The 24512-nt window shown below is 44.1% G+C and carries 15 protein-coding genes; 13 read left to right on the top strand and 2 right to left on the bottom strand.

Features of this window, described 5'->3' with window-relative positions; translation table 11 throughout:
- Nucleotides 1-47 precede the first annotated feature (47 nt).
- Nucleotides 48-680, top strand: coding sequence for a cytidylate kinase-like family protein (locus tag GD631_RS21615; RefSeq protein ID WP_143257838.1), 633 nt, complete (start codon nucleotides 48-50; stop codon nucleotides 678-680).
- 94 nt (nucleotides 681-774) lie between these two features.
- Here GD631_RS21615 and GD631_RS21610 read toward each other — a convergent pair whose 3' ends face one another.
- On the bottom strand, nucleotides 775-2439 hold the full coding sequence (locus GD631_RS21610; protein WP_143257839.1) for a putative transporter: 1665 nt from the start codon (nucleotides 2437-2439) through the stop codon (nucleotides 775-777).
- 270 nt (nucleotides 2440-2709) lie between these two features.
- Between GD631_RS21610 and mutA the strand changes: the two genes are divergently transcribed.
- From mutA to GD631_RS21555, 11 genes are all read left to right on the top strand, one after another.
- Nucleotides 2710-4611, top strand: coding sequence for a methylmalonyl-CoA mutase small subunit (gene mutA, locus GD631_RS21605; protein WP_143257840.1), 1902 nt, complete (start codon nucleotides 2710-2712; stop codon nucleotides 4609-4611).
- A gap of 1 nt (nucleotide 4612) precedes the next feature.
- On the top strand, nucleotides 4613-6760 hold the full coding sequence (scpA, locus tag GD631_RS21600) for a methylmalonyl-CoA mutase (protein WP_143257841.1): 2148 nt from the start codon (nucleotides 4613-4615) through the stop codon (nucleotides 6758-6760).
- Nucleotides 6761-6906: 146 nt separating this feature from the next.
- On the top strand, nucleotides 6907-7458 hold the full coding sequence (locus GD631_RS21595) for an RNA polymerase sigma-70 factor (RefSeq protein ID WP_143257842.1): 552 nt from the start codon (nucleotides 6907-6909) through the stop codon (nucleotides 7456-7458).
- Between the two features lie 63 nt (nucleotides 7459-7521).
- The gene (locus tag GD631_RS21590) at nucleotides 7522-8538 is read left to right on the top strand and encodes a FecR family protein (RefSeq protein ID WP_143257843.1); all 1017 of its coding nucleotides are present in this window, start codon (nucleotides 7522-7524) and stop codon (nucleotides 8536-8538) included.
- A 178-nt stretch (nucleotides 8539-8716) separates the two neighbouring features.
- On the top strand, nucleotides 8717-12079 hold the full coding sequence (locus tag GD631_RS21585) for a TonB-dependent receptor (protein WP_143257844.1): 3363 nt from the start codon (nucleotides 8717-8719) through the stop codon (nucleotides 12077-12079).
- A gap of 5 nt (nucleotides 12080-12084) precedes the next feature.
- Nucleotides 12085-13725: a SusD/RagB family nutrient-binding outer membrane lipoprotein gene (locus GD631_RS21580; protein ID WP_143257845.1), complete on the top strand. Its 1641-nt coding sequence runs from the start codon at nucleotides 12085-12087 to the stop codon at nucleotides 13723-13725.
- Nucleotides 13726-13750: 25 nt separating this feature from the next.
- Nucleotides 13751-14653 carry a glycoside hydrolase family 18 gene (locus tag GD631_RS21575; protein ID WP_143257846.1) on the top strand — a complete coding sequence of 301 codons (903 nt, stop codon included), beginning with the start codon at nucleotides 13751-13753 and terminating at the stop codon, nucleotides 14651-14653.
- A 12-nt stretch (nucleotides 14654-14665) separates the two neighbouring features.
- A complete protein-coding gene (locus GD631_RS21570; RefSeq protein WP_143257847.1) occupies nucleotides 14666-15964 on the top strand; it encodes a DUF1735 and LamG domain-containing protein in 1299 nt (432 codons plus the stop codon).
- A 35-nt stretch (nucleotides 15965-15999) separates the two neighbouring features.
- A complete protein-coding gene (locus GD631_RS21565) occupies nucleotides 16000-17580 on the top strand; it encodes a BT_3987 domain-containing protein (protein WP_143257848.1) in 1581 nt (526 codons plus the stop codon).
- A gap of 199 nt (nucleotides 17581-17779) precedes the next feature.
- Nucleotides 17780-18547: a DNA-binding domain-containing protein gene (locus tag GD631_RS21560; protein WP_143257849.1), complete on the top strand. Its 768-nt coding sequence runs from the start codon at nucleotides 17780-17782 to the stop codon at nucleotides 18545-18547.
- Nucleotides 18548-18834: 287 nt separating this feature from the next.
- Nucleotides 18835-20553, top strand: coding sequence for an ATP-binding protein (locus GD631_RS21555; RefSeq protein ID WP_143257850.1), 1719 nt, complete (start codon nucleotides 18835-18837; stop codon nucleotides 20551-20553).
- A gap of 47 nt (nucleotides 20554-20600) precedes the next feature.
- Here the strand turns inward: GD631_RS21555 and GD631_RS21550 are convergent, their stop codons facing one another.
- Entirely contained in the window at nucleotides 20601-22163 is a 1563-nt protein-coding gene (locus GD631_RS21550) for an ATP-binding protein (RefSeq protein WP_143257851.1), read from the bottom strand.
- Between the two features lie 122 nt (nucleotides 22164-22285).
- Between GD631_RS21550 and GD631_RS21545 the strand changes: the two genes are divergently transcribed.
- Nucleotides 22286-24460 carry a DNA topoisomerase 3 gene (locus GD631_RS21545; protein WP_143257852.1) on the top strand — a complete coding sequence of 725 codons (2175 nt, stop codon included), beginning with the start codon at nucleotides 22286-22288 and terminating at the stop codon, nucleotides 24458-24460.
- The last annotated feature ends 52 nt before the right edge of the window (nucleotides 24461-24512 follow it).

Raw genomic sequence — 24512 nt, 5'->3', positions numbered from 1 at the left:
AGAAAAAAGTCGTATGTTTGCTACAGAACCATAAAACAAAATGTACTATGAGCGGTAATTATGTTATCAACATCGGTCGGCAACTAGGTAGCGGCGGAAAAGAAATAGGAGAGAAGTTGGCAGCCCGTTTGGGGATTGACTTCTACGATAAAGAATTGATTAATCTGGCTTCTGAAGAAAGCGGATTGTGCAAAGAGTTTTTTGAGAAAGCGGATGAGAAAGCTTCGCAAGGTATTATTGGCGGATTGTTCGGTATGCGTTTTCCTTTTATCAGTGAGGGGGCTATGCCGTGTAATAACTGTTTGAGCAATGATGCCTTGTTTAAGGTGCAAAGTGATGTGATTCGTCATCTGGCGGCAGAAAAGTCTTGTGTCTTTGTCGGACGCTGTGCGGACTATATCCTGCGTGAACATCCCCGTTGTGCGAATATTTTTATTTCGGCCTCTATGGAAGATCGTATTGCTCGATTATGTGCCATGCATCATATTGATGCGGAAGCTGCAGAAGAAATGATAGAGAAAGCGGATAAGAGACGTTCGGAGTATTATAATTATTATAGTTATAAAACGTGGGGAGCAGCTGCTACTTATCACTTATGTGTTGATTCTTCTTCTTTGGGAGTTGAAGAGACTGTACGGTTTATAGAAGAATTTGTGGTGAAGAAGCTGCAACTTATATAATAGGTGTAGAAGAAGTTTATAAGAAAAATAAATGAAGCCGGTTATATCCTTCAATGGAATATACCGGCTTTATTATTTATAAGTTAAACATGATTTACATCATCGTTAATAATATCATCTGTCCCGTCAGAATACGGAGGAACATGGATAATGGGTAAACTGTAGAATACCCTACTGCCGGAGCATCTCCGGATGTTGTTTGATTGGAATAAGCCAATGCGGGCGGGTCGGTATTACTACCGGCTATCAATCCCATCAGGGTGAAGTAGTTTACCTTATAATATAATCTTGCGATAGCACCGATTATAAGCAACGGGATAACGGTGATAAGGAAACCACAACCTACGTATAATAATCCGTCACCTTCGACTACCGTTTGCACAAAATTGGCTCCGGCATCTATACCGACACTGGCAAGGAAGAGTACGATACCGATTTCTCGAAGCATCAGGTTGGCGCTCATGGTTGTATAAGTCACTAAATGGAGCTTATGACCGAAACGTCCGATAAGGATAGCTACTACCAGCGGTCCGCCTGCCAAACCTAATTTCAAAGGAGTCGGCATACCGGGGAATGCTATAGGAAGGCTGCCCAGAAGAATTCCTAAGAAGATACCAACAAAAATAGTCACAATGTTCGGTGTGTCCAGACGTTTTAACTGATTACCCAACACACCTGCCACACGTTCAACTGCATCTTGCTGACCTACCACCATCACACGGTCACCTACCTGAAGTACCAGATTTGGATCGGCAAACAAGTCCATACCGGAACGGTTGATGCGGGTAACGTTCACTCCATACATACTGCGAAAATGCATAGATCCTAAAGTCTTTCCGTTGATTTCCGGTTTAGTCACCAGAATACGGCGGGAAACCATGGGAAGGTCTTGTTTCTCCCAGTCGAGTTCCACTTCTTTACCGATAAATACGGTAATTGCAGGGGCGTCTTCTTCCGAGCATACAATGAACAATTGATCCCCCATATTGAATATGGTTTCATGGTTGGGAACGCTTACATGGCCTTCATGACGAATGCGTGAACAAACGAACTGACGGCCTAAAAACTCTTTGATTTCAATCAAAGTTTTCCCACTGATTGATTCATTACGCACTTCCAGACTCATCATGTGAGGTTTGTGATGTGCATCTCCATTTTGGGCTTTCAGACTTTCTTCTTCTTTAGTCATATTGACACGGAAGATGTAACGAATAGCGATGATTGAACCGATAATACCTACCACGCCAAGCGGATAAGCGCACGCATATCCCAGTGCGATTTGTGGACCAGTGTAATTAAGCTGGTTCAATGCTTCATTGGCGGCACCAAGTCCCGGAGTGTTTGTGACAGCTCCATAGAGGATACCTACCATCATCGGCAGTTCTACCCGGCCGTTCCAGAGGTAGTAAAGCCCCAGCGCAACAGCAATATTTAACACTACGATGCCTACAGCCAACAGGTTCAATGTCATTCCTCCTTTTTTGAAAGAAGAGAAGAAAGATGGCCCCACCTGAAGACCGATACAGAATACGAACAAGATCAATCCGAATTCACGGATGAAATGTAGGATGTGTGTATCGGCTGTGAAGCCGAAATGTCCCATTAGGATGCCGGCAAACAAAACAAATGTGACGCCCAAAGATACTCCGAATATCTTTATCTTACCCAGATACACTCCGGCTGCCACTACAAATGCGTAGAGGAGCACGATGTGAGCTACGGAACTGGGGTCCCACAATAAACTTTGTAACCAATCCATAATATAGCAGTTTTTATAATGTTTTTCTAAAAACGGGTGCAAAATTACTCATAACATTGGAGCAAATCAAATAAATGAAGAACTAAAAAAAATAAAGAATGAAGAATTTCTATACAGATTCTATGCGAGAGTGAGAGGTGTGCGAATTTTCTATAAAAAGAAGTTTTGTTTTAACTTATTGGTTATATTTGCATGTCGAACAACAGACATTCAGAAAGAGATAGATAAAAATAAAGACAATATTAATCTTGTTTTAATTTTAGATAAACTATGGCAGACAAAAAAGAAAAACTCTTCTCAGACTTTTCTCCTGTCTCCACCGAACAATGGATGGAGAAGGTTACAGCCGACTTGAAAGGTGCTGATTTTGAGAAGAAGCTCGTTTGGAAAACAAACGAAGGGTTTAAAGTGAAACCTTTCTACCGGATGGAAGATCTGGAGGGTTTAAAAACTACTGATGCGCTTCCCGGAGAGTTCCCTTATCTGAGAGGTACTAAAAAAGACAACAATGAGTGGTTGGTTCGCCAGGAAATCAGGGTAGAATGCCCCAAAGAGGCTAATGCAAAAGCATTGGACATCTTAAATAAGGGTGTTGATTCACTATCTTTCCATGTAAAAGCAAAAGAGCTCAATGCGGAATATATTGAAACGCTGTTGAATGATATTCAGGCAGAGTGCGTTGAATTAAATTTCTCAACTTGCCAGGGGCATGTTGTGGAGTTGGCTAACTTACTGGTGGCTTATTTCCAGAAGAAAGACTATGATGTAAAGAAGCTGAAAGGCTCTATCAATTATGATTTCTTCAATAAGATGCTGACTCGCGGTAAGGAAAAAGGGGATATGGTGCAGACAGCGAAAGCATTGATCGAAGCTATCCAGCCACTTCCTTTTTATCGTGTATTGAATGTAAATGCAATCTCATTAAACAATGCCGGAGCTTATATCTCTCAAGAGTTGGGTTATGCATTGGCTTGGGGTAATGAATACATGAATCAGTTGACTGATGCCGGTATTCCCGCTGCCGTAGTAGCTAAAAAGATAAAATTCAACTTCGGTATCAGCTCCAATTACTTCCTTGAAATTGCTAAGTTCCGCGCCGCACGTCTGTTGTGGGCAAATATCGTAGCTTCTTATAAACCTGAATGTCTGCGTGATTGCAGCAATAAGGGAGCTAACGGCGAATGTCGTTGTGCAGCAAAAATGGCGGTTCATGCCGAAACTTCTACTTTTAATCTTACTTTGTTTGACGCACACGTGAATTTGCTTCGTACACAGACTGAAGCAATGAGCGCTGCTTTGGGTGGGGTAGATTCAATGACAGTCGTTCCGTTTGATAAGGCTTATGGGACTCCGGATGAATTATCAGAACGTCTGGCTCGCAATCAACAACTATTGCTGAAAGAAGAATCTCATTTCGATAAAGTAATTGACCCGTCTGCCGGTTCTTATTATATTGAGAATCTGACTGTATCTATTGCTAAACAAGCGTGGGAAATCTTCCTTGCTACAGAAGAAGCAGGCGGTTTCTATACCGCATTAAAAGCTGGTACAGTTCAGGCTGCAGTAAACGAAAGCAATAAAGCCCGTCATAAAGCAGTGGCGCAGCGTCGTGAAATTCTGTTGGGTACTAACCAATTCCCGAACTTCAACGAAAAAGCCGGTGACAAGAAACCAGTGGAAGGAAAATGCTGCTGTGGTGGTGACTCTCATACTTGTGAGAAAGATGTGGATACATTGGTATTCGATCGTGCAGCCAGTGAGTTTGAAGCGTTACGTCTTGAAACGGAAGCATCAGGTAAACGTCCGAAGGCGTTCATGCTGACAATCGGTAATTTGGCGATGCGTCAGGCACGTGCACAATATTCCTGCAACTTCCTGGCTTGTGCCGGTTATGAAGTTGTCGATAATCTTGGATTTGAAACAGTAGAGGCAGGAGTAGAGGCAGCTATGGCTGCGAAAGCTGATATTGTTGTAATCTGTTCCAGCGATGATGAATATGCTGAATATGCAGTTCCTGCTTTCAAAGCCTTGAATGGTCGCGCTATGTTTATCGTTGCCGGTGCTCCGGCTTGTATGGATGACTTGAAAGCCGCAGGTATCGAAAACTTCATCCATGTTCGTGTCAACGTATTGGATACCTTGAAAGAGTTTAACGCTAAACTATTGAAGTAAGATGAGAAAAGATTTTAAAAACATCGATATATATGCCGCATTTCAGCCGGTTAACGGTGCTGAATGGCAAAAGGCTAACGGTATCTCCGCCGATTGGAAAACACCGGAACACATTGAAGTGAAGCCTGTTTATACAAAAGAAGACCTCGAAGGAATGGAACACCTCGGCTATGCTGCCGGACTTCCTCCTTATCTGCGTGGTCCGTATTCAGTAATGTACACTCTTCGCCCCTGGACCATCCGTCAGTATGCCGGATTTTCTACTGCCGAAGAATCCAATGCTTTCTATCGCCGTAATTTGGCTTCCGGTCAGAAAGGTTTGTCAGTAGCGTTTGACTTGGCTACTCACCGCGGTTATGACCCCGACCACGAACGTGTAGTGGGGGACGTAGGTAAAGCAGGTGTGTCTATCTGTTCATTGGAAAACATGAAAGTTTTGTTCGATGGTATTCCTTTGAATAAGATGTCTGTATCCATGACGATGAATGGTGCTGTACTTCCGATTATGGCATTCTATATCAATGCCGGTTTGGAACAGGGCGCTAAACTCGAAGAAATGGCAGGTACTATCCAGAACGACATTTTAAAAGAATTCATGGTGCGTAACACCTATATTTATCCACCTGCGTTCTCTATGAAGATTATCTCTGATATCTTCGAATACACTTCACAGAAGATGCCTAAGTTTAACTCTATCTCTATCTCCGGTTATCACATGCAGGAAGCAGGTGCTACCGCAGATATCGAGTTGGCTTATACATTGGCTGACGGTTTGGAATATCTCCGTGCCGGAACAGCGGCAGGCATCGATATTGATGCATTTGCTCCGCGTCTTTCTTTCTTCTGGGCAATCGGAACCAATCACTTTATGGAAATTGCCAAGATGCGTGCCGCACGTATGTTGTGGGCAAAGATTGTGAAACAATTTAATCCGAAGAACCCGAAATCACTGGCATTGCGTACTCACTCACAGACTTCCGGATGGTCATTGACGGAGCAAGATCCGTTCAACAACGTAGGACGTACCTGTATTGAGGCTATGGCTGCAGCTTTGGGGCATACCCAATCTTTGCATACTAATGCATTGGATGAGGCTATCGCTCTTCCGACGGATTTCTCTGCACGTATCGCACGTAACACGCAGATTTATATTCAGGAAGAAACTTACATCTGTAAGAACGTTGACCCATGGGGTGGTTCTTATTATGTAGAATCTCTGACTAATGAATTGATTCACAAGGCATGGGATTTGATCCAGGAAGTTGAAAAACTGGGTGGTATGGCGAAAGCTATCGAAACAGGTATTCCTAAAATGCGTATCGAAGAAGCGGCTGCACGTACACAGGCTCGTATCGACAGCGGTCAGCAGACCATTGTGGGTGTGAACAAGTATCGTTTGGAAAAAGAAGCTCCGATTGATATCCTTGAAATTGATAATACGGCAGTTCGTCTTGAACAGATTGAAAACCTGAAACGTTTGAAAGAAGGACGTAATCAGGCAGAAGTGGACAAAGCATTGGCGGCTATCACTGAATGTGTGAAGACTGGCAAGGGTAACTTGCTTGAACTGGCAGTTGAAGCAGCTCGTGTTCGTGCTACTTTGGGCGAGATTTCTTATGCGTGCGAACAGATTGTAGGACGTTATAAAGCAATAATTAGAACGATATCAGGCGTGTATTCATCAGAAAGTAAAAACGATAGCGACTTCAAGCGTGCTTGTGAACTGGCAGAGAAGTTTGCGAAAAAAGAGGGACGTCAACCTCGTATCATGGTTGCAAAGATGGGACAAGACGGTCACGACCGTGGTGCCAAGGTGGTAGCAACAGGTTATGCAGACTGCGGTTTCGACGTGGATATGGGACCATTGTTCCAGACTCCGGCAGAAGCTGCCCGTGAAGCGGTGGAAAACGACGTTCATGTAGTAGGTGTTTCTTCACTGGCTGCCGGACATAAGACATTGGTTCCGCAGATTATTGAAGAACTGAAGAAACTGGGACGTGAAGACATTGTAGTGATTGCCGGTGGTGTTATTCCTGCACAGGATTATGACTTCCTGTATAAGGCAGGTGTAGCTGCTATTTTTGGTCCGGGTACTCCGGTGGCGAAGGCTGCTTGTCAGATTCTGGAGATTTTGATGGATGAAGAATAACAGCTGGAATTCTTCTAAACAATAATATATTCCCGCTTTTTAGACTTGTTTTAGTTTAAAAGGCGGGATGTTTTTTTGTTTATATTCTTTGCTATCTTTTTATTTTGCCTATATTTGCCCAACTTTCATTGGGAAAGGTTTAACAAATGAACGGAAAGAATGACAATATAGATGTCTGTTTTGAGCAGTTTTATGCCGCCAACTTCCCAAGAGTCAAGAACTTTGCAAGGTTATTGACCAAATCGGAGGAAGATGCGGAAGACATTGCCCAGAATATATTTCTTAAGTTATGGACACGCCCTGAACTTTGGCGAGAACAGGAAACCATGACCGGTTATCTCTATACCGTGACCCGGAATGAAATATTCAATCTTTTCAAGCATCAGAAGGTAGAGCAGGAATATGAAGATAAAGTTTTGAAAGCACAGTTGCTGGGTGAGCTTTGTGACGAAGATTCTTCCCTGTTAGAGAATCTGTACTATAAAGAAGTATTAATGCTTATCAAGATGACACTCAGCCAGCTGCCTGATCGTCGTAGACAGGTTTTTGAAATGAGTCGTTTTGAAGGACTTTCTCATAAAGAAATAGCAGATAAATTGCAAATCCCCTTACGCACGGTAGAAGATCATATTTATAAAACATTGACTGAGCTCCGTAAAGTGTTAATGTTTGTTATTTTGTTCCGCTTCTTCCCGTAGTTTCTTTTTCTGAATAGTGATATCTATGTAAGTGTTTCTAAATACAATAATAAATATCACTTTATGAAGAATTATATTCGCGACGTAATCGACCGTTATATTAAGCATGACTATCCGGAAGAAGTCAATCAGGATTTTCGCACATGGTTGACTGATGAGGAGCGTGCCGACGAAAAAGACTGCGAACTCAATAAACTTTGGGAGGCAACCGAAGCTGCCACAACTCCCGGTTATCGTGGCTCTTTGGAACGGATGTACGAGCTAACTGGGATCGGAGTAAGACGGCGGATTCATTATCTACATGTTCGTCTGGCAGTCTGGCAGATAGCAGCGGCTTTATTGATAGCCGTATCTTCCGTTTCGATTTATTTGGCATTGCAGAACCGTCAGGCACCGGATCTGTTGCAAGCATATATTCCTACTGCTGAAATGCGTAATCTCACTTTGCCGGACGGTACACAGGTATTAATAAATTCTCAAAGCACTTTACTTTATCCCAAAGAATTTACGGGTGATACACGTTCCGTTTATTTAGTGGGAGAAGCCGCTTTCAAAGTGAAGCGTGATGAAGAACATCCTTTTATAGTAAAGTCTTCTGATTTTCAGGTGACCGCATTAGGGACAGAGTTTAACGTGACAGCTTATCCGGACGAAGAAGTAGTGACAGCAACATTGATTTCCGGGAAGGTGCTGGTAGAGTATAACGGACAGAAAAATCAGGAAATATTGAGGCCGAACGAGCAGTTGGCTTACAATAAGCGCACCCGTTCCGGAAATGTACTTTGTCCTGATATGCAGGATGTCACAGCCTGGCAGCATGGTGAACTCGTTCTTCGCAGTATGACGCTGGAGGAAATATTCACCCGCCTTGAACGTAAATACCCCTACACATTTGTGTATAGTTTCCGTAGTATGAAAGAAGACCGTTTCAATCTTACTTTCGGGCAAAATGCTTCCATAGAAGAAATAATGGATATTGTTGTTCGTGTAGCAGGGAATCTGGACTATCAGATTGTGGGAGACAAGTGCTATATTTCCAGTGCCGGAAAAAGCAGGCTCCGACATCAGGGGACGAAATAGAACCTGTATATCATACTAATATTAACCTTAAAAATACATTGAGCCTATGCGGAAAAAATATCCGGGAGAAGCTGCAACCTTCCCCCGGATGTGAAATCGAAATTCTTACTATTAGCGTTAATCAGACGCTACTAAATTCGAGAATCTAACTTTATCTGTATAAACTAATACTAAGAAGATGCAGCAAATTTATGAATTAATAGCCAATAAGCAGGCAATCAGTCGAGTATTTATGCTTTTTTTGTGCTGTCTGCTCCTTTCTACCCCTACTTTTGCTCAAAGTAGCAATGCCCGGATTACGATCCATAAGAAAAACATATCGGTCATCGAGGCATTGAAAGAAGTGGAAAAACAAACGAAACTGTCCGTTGGCTACAACGAGTCGCAGTTGAAAAACAAACCCTCCATCAATTTGGCGTTGGAAAAAGCCACGTTGGAGAGTTCTCTCAAAGAAATCCTTAGAAATACGGGATATACCTATCAGTTGAAAGGGAAATACGTAATCATTGTTCCACAGGAAAAACAGGAAGTGGAAGCAGCTTCTGCCAAACGTATCACCGGACGTGTGCTGGATGATAACGGAGAGCCGCTAATCGGTGTCAATGTACATGTAGAAGGAACGAGTGCCGGATCTATCACAGACATGGACGGTCGTTTCACACTCGAAGCTCCGGTAGGAAGCGTGTTGAGTATCAGTTACGTAGGTTATACTCCACAGACGGTAAAAGTGACTGGGCAGAATACATATAGCGTGCAGCTGGCTTCGGATACGAAACTGTTGAGTGAAGTCGTTGTAACTGCACTTGGCATCAAACGTGAGCAGAAAGCATTGAGCTACAACGTGCAACAAGTCAAGTCCGACGAACTGACCCAGATTAAGGATGCTAATTTTGTGAACAGCCTGAATGGTAAAGTGGCAGGCGTTACTATTAATACAAGTTCTTCCGGTGTCGGCGGGGCAAGTAGAGTGGTGATGCGTGGTACGAAGTCCATTGAACAGAGCAGTAATGCCTTGTACGTGATTGACGGTATTCCGATGTATAATTTCGGTGGTGGAGGTGATACGGAATTTGGCTCGAAGGGAGCTACCGAAGCCATTGCTGATATTAATCCGGAAGACATAGAAAGCATTTCCGTACTGACCGGAGCGGCGGCAGCCGCCCTTTACGGTAGTAATGCGGCAAACGGTGCGATTGTGATTACTACAAAAAAAGGACAGGTAGGTAAACTGCAAGTAGGTGTATCCAGTGGCATCGAATGGTTGAATGCTTTTAAGATGCCCGAATTCCAGGGACGTTATGGCACGGGGAGTAATGGTAAAACGGGAAATTCCAATATTTATAGCTGGGGACCGAAGTTAAACTCGGCTGCTCAGACAGGATATGAACCCGATGATTTCTTTGATACGGGTGCGGTATATACAAATTCCGTTACGCTGTCTACCGGAACGGATAAAAATCAGACATTCTTTTCTGCGGCTGCCGTCAATTCGGCAGGGATGGTCCCGAACAATAGGTATAACAGATATAATTTTACTTTCCGCAATACGACCAGTTTCTTGAATGACAAGATGAAACTGGATGTAAGCGCAAGCTATATTCTTCAGAACGACCGCAACATGACCAATCAGGGGCAGTACTCCAATCCGTTGGTTTCTGCTTATCTTTTCCCTCGCGGGGATGATTTCTCGATCGTGAAGAATTTTGAGCGTTGGGATGAAGCTCGGAAAATCAGTGTACAGTTCTGGCCGCAGGGCGAAGGTGACCTTCGTATGCAGAATCCTTATTGGATTGCTTACCGTAATCTCCGTCTCAACAATAAGAAACGTTATATGGCTTCGGCAGGTTTGAGTTACCAGATTCTTGACTGGCTGAATGTGGCAGGGCGTGTCCGCATCGACAATACTCATAGTGAATATGAAGGCAAGCTTTATGCAAGCAGTAGCAACACGCTGACTGACGGTAGTTCACAAGGGCATTATACAGTAAACAACGGACAATATTCACAGACTTATGCCGATGTATTGGTGAATATAAACAAACGTATTCAGGATTTTACAATTGTTGCCAATATTGGTGCCAGTTATAGTGGAGTGACCAGTAAGGAATTGGGTTACGCCGGCCCGATACGCGAGACGGGTATTCCTAATCTGTTCAATGTCTACGACCTTGACAATGCGAAGAAACGTGCTACGCAGGTGGGTTGGCGTGAAGCGACCGAGTCTGTTTTTGCCAGTGCCGAAGTAGGGTGGAAAAGTATGCTCTACCTCACCGTGACAGGGCGTAACGACTGGGCTTCCCAGTTGACACATTCTCCGCAGGCTTCTTTCTTCTATCCTTCCGTGGGACTTTCGGCAGTCATCACTGAAATGTTGGAACTGCCCGATTGGGTGGATTATCTTAAAGTACGCGGATCATTCAGTTCTGTAGGTAATCCTTACCCCCGTTTCCTTACTTATCCTACCTATTCGTATGATGCCAATAAGCAGGACTGGAAATCGCAGACGAATTATCCCATAGGCAAACTATATCCCGAACGTACCGATTCATGGGAAATAGGGTTGGATGCAACCTTATTCAAGGATATCAAGCTGAGCGGATCCTTCTATTACGCCAATACTTACAACCAGACATTCGACCCGCGGCTTCCTGTATCATCGGGATATGACAAACTGTATGTACAGACGGGCTATGTACGCAACTATGGTTTCGAGGCTATGTTGTCTTATGGGCATCGTTGGGGAGATTTCGGTTGGGACAGCAGCTTTACTTTCTCGGCCAACAAGAATGAAATCGTCGAACTGGTGAAGGATTATGTTCACCCGGAAACGGGCAAAACTTACAATGTCGATAAACTGGAACTCAAAACCGATGAAGGCCGCGGATTCGGAAAGGCGAAATTTATCCTGAAGGAAGGCGGCACGCTGGGCGATCTTTATACCCATGCCGATTTGAAGCGTGATATTAACGGTAATATCCTGATTGACGATAGCGGCAATGTGACAGCCATCGACAATGCCGGTGACATAAAGTTGGGGAGCGTACTGCCTAAAGCAAATCTTGCCTGGAATAATAGTTTTTCTTATAAAGGCATTAATGCCGGTTTCTTGCTGACAGCCCGTTTGGGAGGAATCGTTTATTCGGCAACACAGGCCTACCTCGATCTCTATGGAGTATCAGAGACGTCTGCCGCCGCGCGTGATGCCGGAGGAGTATGGGTGAATGGCCGTAGCCGCGTGAACCCGCAAAGTTTCTATGAAGTGGTAGCGTCGCAGAGCGGATTGCCTACCTACTATACTTATAGTGCCACCAACCTGCGTCTGCAGGAGGCACATATCGGTTACACCGTTCCGCGCCGCTGGCTGGGCAATGTCTGTGATATCAATGTATCCCTTGTGGGCAGGAATCTCTGGATGATCTACTGTAAAGCTCCTTTCGATCCTGAAGCAGTAGCTACTACGAACAACTATTATCAGGGAATCGACTACTTCATGATGCCGAGTTCCCGGAATATAGGATTCAACATAAAGATTAACTTCTAAATACTATGATGGACATGAAACGAAAATATAACATTCTTCTGATAATGATCCTTTCATTATTTCTGTTTCCCTTGGGCGGTTGTTTCGACAGTGATATTAACCGGAGCATGTATGAGGCGGACGGAGAAGAAATGCAGCGTGAGAATCACATTGTGGGTGCTACGCTCAAAGGGATGCAGGGACTGGTGGTTCCTACACGTGAGCACCTTTACCAGTTTATGGATGCCATGGCGGGAGGAGCTTATGGTGGCTATCTGGAAGGAATCGTAGACACTTGGGTGATGAAATTCTCCACATTCAATCCCGAACAGGGATGGCTCAAATCCCCGTTTTCCGATCCGATTAAAGACATGTACCCGCAGTACCGCGATATGCTGAACAAGACGGATGACCCTGTGGCTCTGGCATTCGGTAAGATTCTCCGGGTGTGCATCATGCATCGTGTGACGGACATTTACGGTCCGATTCCTTATTCGAAGATGATGGATAATGATAATTCGGGTGAAGACCTGGCTGTCCCTTACGATTCGCAGGAGCAGGTGTATACACAGATGCTGAAAGAACTGGAAGAAGCGGACAAAGTGTTGGAGGAAAACAAAGACCTGTCATCCGAGGCTTTCCGCAAACTGGAAGACTTGTATTACGGAAACATTTCCAAATGGCGTAAGTTCGTACATTCCATGCAACTTCGTATTGCCATGCGTATGAGCTATGTCAATCCGACCGAGGCGCAGCGTATTGCGCAGGAGGCTGTGGAAGCGGGAGTGATTGAATCGAATGAGGACAACGCCATGCTTCATGTAGCGGAGAACCGTTCGGAATTGCTGTTTAATAACTGGAATGACTACCGTATCAGTGCCGATTTGGTTTCTGTTATGAAAGGTTACGAAGACCCTCGTTTGGATAAGATGTTTGTCAAAGGCGTGCAGACAGTCGATCAGGATGGCGAGAAAGTCGAAGTGAACGACTATTATGGTGTACGTATCGGCATATTCACCCAGAAGAAAGACGACATGATTAACCTTTACTCAAAGCAGGTGATTTCCAGCACCGACCCTTATCTCTGGATGAATGCGGCAGAGGTGACTTTCCTTCGTGCCGAAGGCGCGTTGCGTGGTTGGGATATGGGAGGCGATGCGCAGGCATTGTATGAAAAGGCTATTGCCCTTTCATTCGAAGAGCGCGGCGGAGCCACCGGAGCGGACCAATATGTGAAGGATACGGAGAAAAAGCCTTTGGATTATGTGAATCCGATGGATGGGGCTGATATTAAGTATAGTCATCCGGCTGTAAGCACCATTACGATTGCCTGGGAGCCGGGAGCGGAGTATTTCGAACGGAATCTGGAGCGTATCATTACTCAAAAATGGATTGCAATATTCCCGCTGGGGCTGGAAGCATGGGCGGAACATCGTCGTACGGGTTATCCGAAGTTGTTGCCTGCCGTGGAGAATAAAGATCCCAACAATAGTGTGAATGTAACGATCGGTCCCCGTCGTCTGCCTTTCCCTGCCGATGAATATACGGGAAATCCGAAGTACATAGATCAAGCTGTACAAATGCTGAATGGTCCCGATGCCGCCGGAACAAAACTTTGGTGGGATAAGAAAGACCATTCCATCGAGAATAGTCAATCCTCAAACTAGAACAAACCTTTAAATCAATGAGATTATGAAATATAAATCAATCTTTAAGTTATGCTTGCTGACTACTTTTCTGTCGGTTGCCGCCGTCGGTTGTGACGACTGGACGGAAATGGAAATACACGATAGTCAGGTGAATGGGTTTAAGGAACAGAATCCGCAGGAATATGCAGCATATACACAGAATCTCCGTGCATATAAGGCTACGAAACACGCAGTCGTTTATGCCCGGTTGGATAATGCTCCGGAAGTATCTACCGGTGAGAAGGATTTTCTCCGTGCGTTGCCGGACAGTATCGATATAGTGACGATGCGTAATGCCGGCCGCCTGTCCGAATATGATCGGGAGGATATGAAGTTGGTGCGTGAGGATTATGGGACGAGAGTGCTTTACTATATAGACTGCACGGCTGAAGATAAGCTGAACACCTCTGTTGCTTCTGCAGTTGAGGCAGTGCGTACAGGGACATTTGACGGAATTGCCCTCGGTTCGGAAGGTGCTGCGGTAGATGTTTCGGCGTTAAAGCCGCTTGTGGATGCTTTGGGACAGACACCGTGTCTGTTAGTTTTTGAGGGTACTCCTTCTTTGTTGCCGGAAGCGCAGCGCAGCCTTTTCAGCTATTTTGTGCTCGATATTTCCGCTGCATCCGATGAATATGATATAGAAACCTCCGTACTCTATGCCACCGGATATGGCAAGACCGCCCCGGAGCGTCTGTTGCTGGCAGTCACTCCTGACGGTACATTGACCGACTATAACGGAGTGACGCGTAATGCTATCGCCGGAGCAGCTTACGGTGCTCTCAATATGGATACACCGTTGGGAGGCATTGCTATTTACAATATCTCTGCCGATTACTACGATACTGATATTATTTATAAACAGACCCGTGGAGGCATTCAATTTTTGAATCCCGCTTCGGTTCACTAAACGATGGAAGCTATGAGAATACATAAACTTTATCAGTGCTTTGCAGCCGCAGTTTTGTTATTTCTGCCGGTTGCCTGTGATAATACGGATTACAGCGAAAAGTCACCGTTCGATAATTCGGCATACTTGAATGTAGCAGCCAGTAAAAATACGGAGGCTTTCACTTTTAACCGTAAAGTGACAAGCCAAACGAAAGCCTTTAACGTGAACTTGACTTATCCGTCGGGGAATGACGTGAAGGTCAGCCTGAAGGTAGACCCTTCAATGATTAGCACCTATAATGCAAAGAATGACACCCACTATGAAGCACTTCCCGAAGCATATTACCAGTTGTCGACAGACGCGGTGACTATTCCGGCAGGGAAGACTACTTCCGAAGAAATACGCATCAAGTTTCTGAAACTCGATGAACTGGAGATTGATGCTACCTATCTTTGCCCTCTTTCTATAGGAGGAGCCGAAGGAGTGGGCATCATGAACGGTTCACGCACAATGTATTACCTCGTGCGTCGTTCCAGTGCCATCACTACGGCAATGAACCTGAAGAACGTGTATGTCGCCGTTCCGGGATTCGATAAGGGAAGCCCTACCGCAGATGTAGTGAATAATCTGACAGCTATTACAATGGAAGCAATCATACGGATTAACCAATTTGATGATGAAACGAATATTTCCTCCATAATGGGTATCGAGCAGTATTTGTGTGTACGTTTGGGAGATACGGGCTTCCCTCGTCAGCAGTTGCAGGTTCAGACCCCTGTGGGCAAATTTCCTACTGCCGACAAAAAACTCCAGCTTCAAGCGGGAGAGTGGTATCACATCGCATTGACGTGGGACTTGAAAACGCAGGTGATTGCTTTCTATGTGAACGGAAAATTGCAAAGCAGGGAAGAAGGACACGGCAAGAGTGATGTAACAACCATTAGTTTGGGGGATAAACTGGCGGATAATGACAATGGTAATGGCGGTGACTTTAATTTCTATTTCGGACGTTCGTACGGTGAATCTCATGATATAAGTCGTCAGTTAAACGGTGATATTTGTGAAGCCCGTATATGGAGCGTGGCACGTACCGAACAGCAAATCTATGAGAATATGTATAATATCGATGACCCGGCAGCCGAATCTGATTTACAGGCTTACTGGAAATTTGACGAAGGCGCTGGAAATACTATTATAGATCGGACCGGACATCACAATGATGCGAAGATGATTCCATACTGGACGAATGACACCTATACACAGCCACGTCCGAAAACGGAAGCAGAGTTATGGCCCAGTGGTGTGGAAGTGCCTATAATGAATAAATAAGTCAAAGTGGTTATAAACTAAAAACGAATGACGATATGAAACGAATATTAAAATATATATGGCTTTGGGGCTTGCTGTCTTTATGCGTTTCTTCTTGTGAGGAAGAAGCGGCTGTAATCAATCCTGATGTTTCGCATGATAAACCGACAGAAGTGGTCATAGGTGATTCGCCAAGATTGTGCAGCGATCTGCAGAAAGATAATCAACAGGTGTTCCTTATAGTTACTGATAAAGAGAATGAGGTCGTAACAGACCAAGTGTCTGTTGTACTGAAAGAAGCCGCTACGGGAACGAAGAATTTGACAGTGGTGGTAGATAAAGATTTCGATGTGGAAGCTTTCCAATTAGCATATACCAACTCGAATTACACATTGTTACCGGATAATGCTTATGAATTGGGCAATGGTGGTAGTCTGACAATTGCTGCCGGAGCTATGCAATCGGGTAAGATGACTTTAATTCTTAAGGGATGGATGTTACCGGTTCCAGAAAATTCTAATTTGGGAGCTTCTCAGTATTTACTTCCTCTTAAAATAAAGGAAGATGGCAAATATCAAACGTTACTTTATCGTATCAATTGGACCAATGGAAAGCATCGTTTGACTTCTGACAAAGGATATACTTGTATAGGATATGTTGACACAGAAAAGATGAGTCCTTTGGTAAGTTCTGTGTATTGGTTGGAAGAAAATTTTATGGATTTTGACAAAACTCGATTTCCTCAACTTTTTGATGTTGTAAATCTACTAAGAGCTACTATTGATGCAGGAGGTAAACTGAATTTGAATGCAGACATAAGTCATGTATTGAAAAATGCAGATAAGTATATCCGCCCCTTGCAGTTAATGGGCATGAAAGTTTGTCTGACAGTGAAAAATAGTTCAGCTATAGGCTTTTGTCATCTGACAGATGGTGAGATTGATAATTTGGTAGCACAAGTGAAAACCGCAGTAGAATTGTATGGATTGGATGGTATCGACCTTTGGGATGATAGTGATGAATATGGAGCAAATGGAATAAAGAACACCAGTGCCTATCCAAAATTAATAAAAGCTTTGCGTGGGGCATTATCAAAGGAAACTATGTTGACGGTTGCTGATAAGGGGGAAGCGACAGCAACCTTCTTTGACAAAGAAAAATGTGGTGGTATAGAAGTTGGCAAATACATTGATTATGCTTACAATGGGTATGTGAACCAGTATTCTATTCCTTTTTGGACAGATTTTGAAGTTCCTGAAGCTGAATGGATGATTTGTGGACGAAAACCATTTGCCGGGCTAGAAAAGAATCGTTTTGTGTGTTTTACTCAAGATTTTACTCAATCTTTGTTAACTACTTATGGTGAATCTGAAGCTTATCTCAACTTTATAATGGATATGGAGGGTACCGGTGGCACCGTTCCTGGAATTCAAGTTTTTAATGAGAGCAAAAAAGGGTATATTGCTTATGATCTACGTGATAATATAAGAGGAATGGAGAATTTTGTAAAAGCTCCAATGGAGGATATGTTATTTTTGTATGACCCTAATTTTGAAACTCAAGTATCCGTAAATCCTCGACAGTCAGGTGCTGTAGGAAATGACCGTGATAATACTTATTTCCGTAAAGACTGGTAACAGCCTAAAATGCTAATTCTCCATATCGAGAATCCATAAAGCTTTTCTGGGGGCTATTATTTATTCTTTTGATAATAAAGTAGTACATCAGAATGAGTAATCAAACAGTTGTCAGTCATTTCGGACTGGCTGATGTCGAATATGTCCGTAGTTTATAGTTGAATACAACAAAATAACTTTTTTACTAATAAATTGAATAATGAAGAATGTATTGAAAATCTGGTTAGTCGACAACACTGTAACCGTCGACAACAAAGACGATAAGATCGGTCAGCTCGAATCGTCCGGTAATCTTTCGTTGCAGGACATCCTCAACGAGATGCACAAGGAGGACACCGGGCTCCGTCCCGAAACCATCGAGCACGTCGTGAAGCTCTACAACCGTGTGGTAGGCGATCTCATCCTTAGTGGATATAGTGTCAACACCGGTCTTTACCACGCCGTAGCACAACTCCGCGGCGTTATCGATGGCGGAAGATGGAATCCCGAAAAGAACTCCGTCTACGTTTCTTTCACCCAAGACAAAGAACTGCGTGAAGCTATCGCCCAAACCTCTATCAGTATTCTGGGCGAACGCCAAAACGTGATGTACGTTGCCGGATTCTCACCTGCCACCGCCACTGCAGGCCGTCCGTTCACGGTCAACGGCCGTATGTTGAAAATTGCAGGTACGGATTCTTCCGTCGGAATCACTATCTCCGACAGTAAGGAACAAACCACACCGGTCGACCTCAATATGCTGGTCGTCAACAACCCGTCGCAACTCACATTCATTGTTCCTGCCGGGCTGGCTGATGGCGAATATACCCTCACCGTCACTACTCAGTATGCAGGAAGCACGCTCTTGAAAACACCCCGAACCGCTATCGCTACTTTCTATGTCGGCAAGAAACCCGATGCGGGAGGCGGCTCCGGCTCTGGTGGAAGCGGCGGAGGAAGCGGAGAAGCTCCCGATCCTGCAGAATAAAATGTTCTCTTGGCCGGATGTAGCAACACCCCGCCCGGTTTATGCAGAGAGGCTGCATAGCTCTATACACGCATCATGTATAGAGTTGTGCAGCCTTCGTGTATAGGGCTATACATGATGCGTGCATAACTCTGATATTTTTTCTTGTTTTGCTCTCTTTTTTATCAAATACTTACGAATATAACCATATTTGAGTTTGGTGTTTAGCTATCTTTTTTGTACTATATTTGTTTATAGTACTAATTTATTAGTACTTTTGTCTCTACCGAAAGAAAATATTAAAGATTATGGCAAGAATAACGATTCCTTATGCAGTGGCAGATTTCGCAGACCTTCGCGAACGTGGCTTTTATTATGTCGATAAGACAAATTACATTCCGAAGCTTGAAGACTATAATGCTCCCGTCTTTCTCCGTCCCCGCCGTTTCGGGAAAAGTCTGCTTATCTCTACGCTGGCTCACTACTACGACCGTACGAAAGCGAATCGTTTTGAAGAACTCTTCGGCGGCACTTGGATTGGCGAACATCCTACAGAAGAGCATAATCAATATATGGTGATTCGTTATGACTTCTCGGCTATGGTGATGGCGAATGATATGCAAGGACTGGCACAGAACTTTGACGCCTTGAATTGCAGCCCTGTAGAAATAATGGTGGAGCATAATCGTGATTTGTTTGGTGATTTCCAATTTACCAATCGCGGAAATGCTGCCCAAATGCTTGAGGAAGCTCTTTCCTATATCCGTTTGTACGGACTTCCCAAAGCCTATATCCTGATTGACGAATATGATAACTTCACCAATCAATTGCTTACTTCTTATAATGATCCGCTTTATGAAAAGGTAACCACCAGCGACAGTTTTCTTCGTACCTTCTTTAAAGTAATTAAAAAAGGCATAGGCGAAGGTACTATCCGCACTTGTTTCTGCACAGGCGTATTGCCGGTTACTATGGACGACCTGACTAGCGGATACAACATTGCGGAAATCCTCACCCTCGAACCGTCTTTCCTCAATATGCTCGGTTTCACCTATGAAGAAACGAAGACATACTTGCGCTATGTACTTGATAAATATACTCCCGGTGCAAGCGAAGAACGTTTCGAGGAAATCTGGCAACTTATTGTGAGTAACTACGACGGTTATCGTTTCAGCCCCAGTGGTGAGCGTCTTTTTAACTCTACTATTCTGACCTATTTCCTTAAGAAATTTGCTGCTAATGCCGGAAGCATTCCGTCCGAACTGATCGATGAGAACCTGCGTACGGACATCAACTGGATTCGTCGCCTGACTCTTTCGCTTACCAATGCCAAAGAAATGCTCGATGCCCTGGTGATAGACGATGAACTGTCCTACAACGTTACCGACTTGTCCAGTAAGTTCAACAAAAAGAAGTTCTTCGAGAAAGAATTCTATCCTGTCAGCCTGTTCTACCTGGGCATGACCACCTTGAAGAGTGCTTACCGCATGGTACTCCCCAACATGACTATGCGCAGCATCTACATGGATTATTACAACCAACTGAACAAGATTGAAGGCAACGCCAGCCGCTACGTCCCGGTTTACGAGCTGTATGATTCCAACCGTAGTCTCGAACCCCTCGTCCAAAACTATTTCGAACAATACTTGGGACAATTCCCCGCACAGGTCTTTGATAAGATTAATGAGAACTTCATCCGTTGTTCTTTTTACGAGCTCGTCTCCCGCTATTTGAGTCGTTGCTATACCTTTGCCATCGAGCAGAACAACTCCGTAGGCCGTTCGGATTTCGAAATGACCGGCATCCCCGGCACGGATTATTATACAGACGACCGTGTGGTGGAATTCAAATACTATCATGCCAAAGACGCTGACCGGATGCTGGCCCTAACCGAACCGCTGGCCGAACACGTGGAGCAGGTGAAAGGCTATGCAGAAGACACGAAAAGGAAATTTCCCAATTATCATGTCCGCTCGTATGTGGTGTATATCTGTGCCAACAAGGGATGGAAGTGCTGGGAAGTGTAGTAGGAATCATTTGTCGATAAATATGAGGAAGAAGTAATTATACTTTCTTATTCCTCGGGTAGCCATCGACTGACATTTCGTGTGTCAGTACTGAATTCTACTCCCACCTTTTTGACTTCCCGTTCATCTGCCTGATAAGGGATAAGATACCCTTTATCTTCGATTTGCTGTAATGCCTGCTCGGCTGTGCCATTCAGCTTGAATTCGAACACATAAATATACTTCGGTGTTTTGACAACTGCATCGGCCCGTCCTTTTGCACTGCGTACCTCTGCTTGTGTGAACTGTCCCATGAGTTTGAATATCAGATAGAAAACAGTCTGGTAATGTCGCTCTGTCTGGTCATTCAGTTCGTAAGGTATATCGGCAAAGAAGGCTTGAAGACGGGTTAGAAAGGCATTGATATTGCCACTTTCCAACTCATGGACAAATTTGCCAATATAGAAATCTTGCTCATTATCGGGAATATTAGAGTAGAATGGTAGAAGGAAATTCATAAAGCCATATCTCACTTCATCATTGGGAAAAGCAAGTTGATAAGTCTTGAAACGAGGGTCGTATTCTTTAATTGTCAGATACCCGCTTTGATAAATCAGCGGAATAGGGTTCCTGCTTTCTGCCCGGTATTCGTTGAATGACGCTGCGTTTGCTTCCACTCCGTCAATGAGCGTCCGCAGGTCATAGTTACTATCCATCAGCATCTTGACAAGGAAAGTAGGAGTTCCTGTCTGAAACCAGTAATTCTCAAATTTATATCCGTCGAACACATTCAATACACTGAACGGATTGAACACACCTTCTGCATATTCACAGAAATGATACCCGTCATACAGTGCAGTCATCTTATGGATTGTATCTTCCGGTGTCATCCGGTTGTATGAGGCTAGCTTATCCAATTCCGGGGTGAATGTATCTGTCAGTTCTTGCTTGGTGATGCCGCAAATGGTGGCATAAGGCGGTTTCATGCTGATGTCATTCAGTTGGTTTAAATCACTGAATACACTGACTTGTGAGAATTTGGTAACACCTGTCAGAAAGACGAAACGCAGATAGCGGTCAGTGCTTTTTAGTACTCCATAGAATGCTTTTAGCATTTTACGGTATTCTTCAAACAAAGGCAGATTGTCCAAAGCCTGTAACAGAGGTTTGTCATATTCGTCTACTAATACGACTACTTGTTTCCCGCTTTGCACGCATGCACGCTCTATAATATAGGCGAATCGTTCTTCCGGTTGTCGATCTTGTTTTTCGGTTCCGTAGATTGCTTCCCATTTCTCCAGATGTTGGTTGAGCATCGCTGTCAAATCTGCCGGAGAATCATACTTGCGTGCATTCAGGTCAATATGAAAAACCGGATAGACTTGCCAGTCAACTTCCATTTGTGAGATGGCTAGTCCTTCGAACAAGTCTTTACGTCCCAAAAAGTAAGCCTCGAAAGTGGAAATCAGCAGGCTTTTTCCGAAGCGTCGGGGACGGCTAAGGAAATAGGGGATGCTTGTTGATACCATTTTTCCGACAAGAGCAGTTTTATCTACATACAGATAATTTCCTTTGCGAATTTTCTCGAAAGTTTGTATCCCGATGGGTAATTTGCGGTTTAAATCAATCATACTTGTTCTTTGTTATAAGAATTCTACTCTTGCAAAGGTAACATATTCTGTGGGATATTGTTCTTTTAGACAAATATTCGTGTAACTTTGTAGGCTGATAATATAAAACAAGAAGAGAAAAAATGATAGTTTGCATAGCCGAAAAGCCGTCTGTAGCACGTGATATAGCCGAAGTACTCGGTGCTCATACCAGAAAAGAAGGATATATAGAAGGAAACGGATACCAGGTGACCTGGACATTCGGGCATCTTTGTACCCTGAAGGAGCCACATGAATACACGCCTAACTGGAAATCATGGAATTTAGGTAGTCTGCCGATGATTCCTCCACGTTTCGGCATCAAGCTGATAGAGAATCCTACCTACGAAAAACAATTCCACATTATCGAGGGGCTGATGCAGAACGCGGATGAAATCATCAACTGCGGTGATGCCGGGCAAGAAGGAGAATTGATTCAGCGCTGGGTGATGCAGAAAGCCGGTGCACGCTGTCCGGTGAAGCGTCTGTGGATTTCTTCATTGACAGAAGAAGCCATCCGGGAAGGATTTGCCAAACTGAAAGACCAGACGGATTTCCAATCACTCTATGAAGCCGGTCTTTCCCGTGCGATGGGTGATTGGTTGCTGGGAATGAATGCTACCCGTCTTTATACTATTAAATACGGTCAAAATAAACAGGTACTCTCTATCGGTCGTGTACAGACACCGACTCTGGCATTGATTGTCAACCGTCAATTGGAAATAGCCAATTTTGAACCCAAACAATACTGGGAGTTGAAAACCAATTACCGGGATACTACTTTCTCTGCACTCATCCGCAAAAGTGATGAAGAAATAGCTGCGGAAGAGGAAAAGAATGGTGGAAAAAAGAAAATAGATAATCCGGGCATCGACCCTATTGCCAACCGGGAAGAAGGCGAGGCACTGGTAGAACGCATTAAGAATCTTCCGTTTGTAGTCACCAGTGTAGGCAAGAAAGATGGGAGGGAGTTTGCTCCACGTTTGTTCGACTTGACCTCACTTCAGGTAGAATGCAACAAAAAATTCGCTTATTCGGCCGATGAAACACTGAAACTGATTCAGTCTCTTTATGAGAAGAAGGTGGCCACCTATCCGCGTGTCGATACCACTTTCTTGAGTGATGACATTTATCCGAAATGTCCTGCTATCCTGAAAGGACTCCGTGATTACGAGGTGCTGACAGCTCCGTTAGCCGGTACCACGCTTCCTAAATCAAAAAAGGTATTTGACAACTCGAAGGTGACGGATCACCATGCCATTATCCCTACCGGAGTCTATGCTCAAAACCTGACGGATATGGAACGCCGTGTCTACGATCTGATAGCCCGTCGTTTTATAGCCGTGTTCTATCCGGACTGTAAGATTTCTACTACTACTGTAATGGGAGAAGTGGATAAGATAGAATTCCGGGTAACCGGAAAACAAATTCTGGAACCGGGATGGCGTGTCGTGTTTGCCAAGGAAGTAAAAGACCCTACCGAAGAAAAAGAAGAAGAGGATGAAAATGTACTTCCTGCTTTTGTGAAGGGCGAAAGTGGTCCTCACATTCCGGACCTGAATGAAAAATGGACGCAGCCGCCCAGACCTTATACCGAAGCAACACTGCTTCGTGCTATGGAAACGGCCGGAAAACTGGTGGACAATGATGAACTTCGTGATGCCTTGAAAGAGAATGGCATCGGTCGTCCGTCTACCCGTGCGGCTATTATTGAAACGTTGTTTAAGCGAAATTATATCCGTAAGGAAAGAAAGAATCTGATTGCTACCTCGACAGGTGTGGAACTGGTGCAGATCATCCACGAAGAGTTGCTGAAATCGGCAGAACTGACCGGGATCTGGGAAAAGAAGTTGCGGGAGATTGAAAAGAAAACATACGATGCCCGCCAGTTTCTCGAAGAGCTGAAGCAGATGGTTTCGGAAATCGTGATGAGCGTACTTTCTGATAATACGAATCGACGTATTACTATTCAGGATGCAGTTGCTGCAAAAGCCGGAGAGAAAGAAAAGAAGGAATCTAAAAAGCGTGAACGAAAACCGAGTACACCGAAAGAAAAGAAACCAAAGGCGGAAAAAAAGACGAATGAAGTGAAAACCGATTCGCCCGGTTCTCCGGCTCCGATGGCTACGGCTGCTTCAACTCCTTCTGCAACAGGTGGGGGAGATGCGTTTGTTGGTCAACTCTGTCCGCTTTGTGGTAAAGGAACCATCATTAAAGGGAAGACTGCTTACGGATGTTCGGAATGGAGAAATGGATGTACTTTCCGAAAGAGTTTCTGATAGAAAAGAAGTGACCCTGCTATTGTTTTTCACTGATTTATTTTGTGTTTTC

It is taken from the genome of Bacteroides luhongzhouii, from assembly GCF_009193295.2.
GTDB lineage: Bacteria > Bacteroidota > Bacteroidia > Bacteroidales > Bacteroidaceae > Bacteroides > Bacteroides luhongzhouii.
Note: the sequence above shows the minus strand (reverse complement) of the source record. Positions and strands in the feature narration are given on the sequence as shown.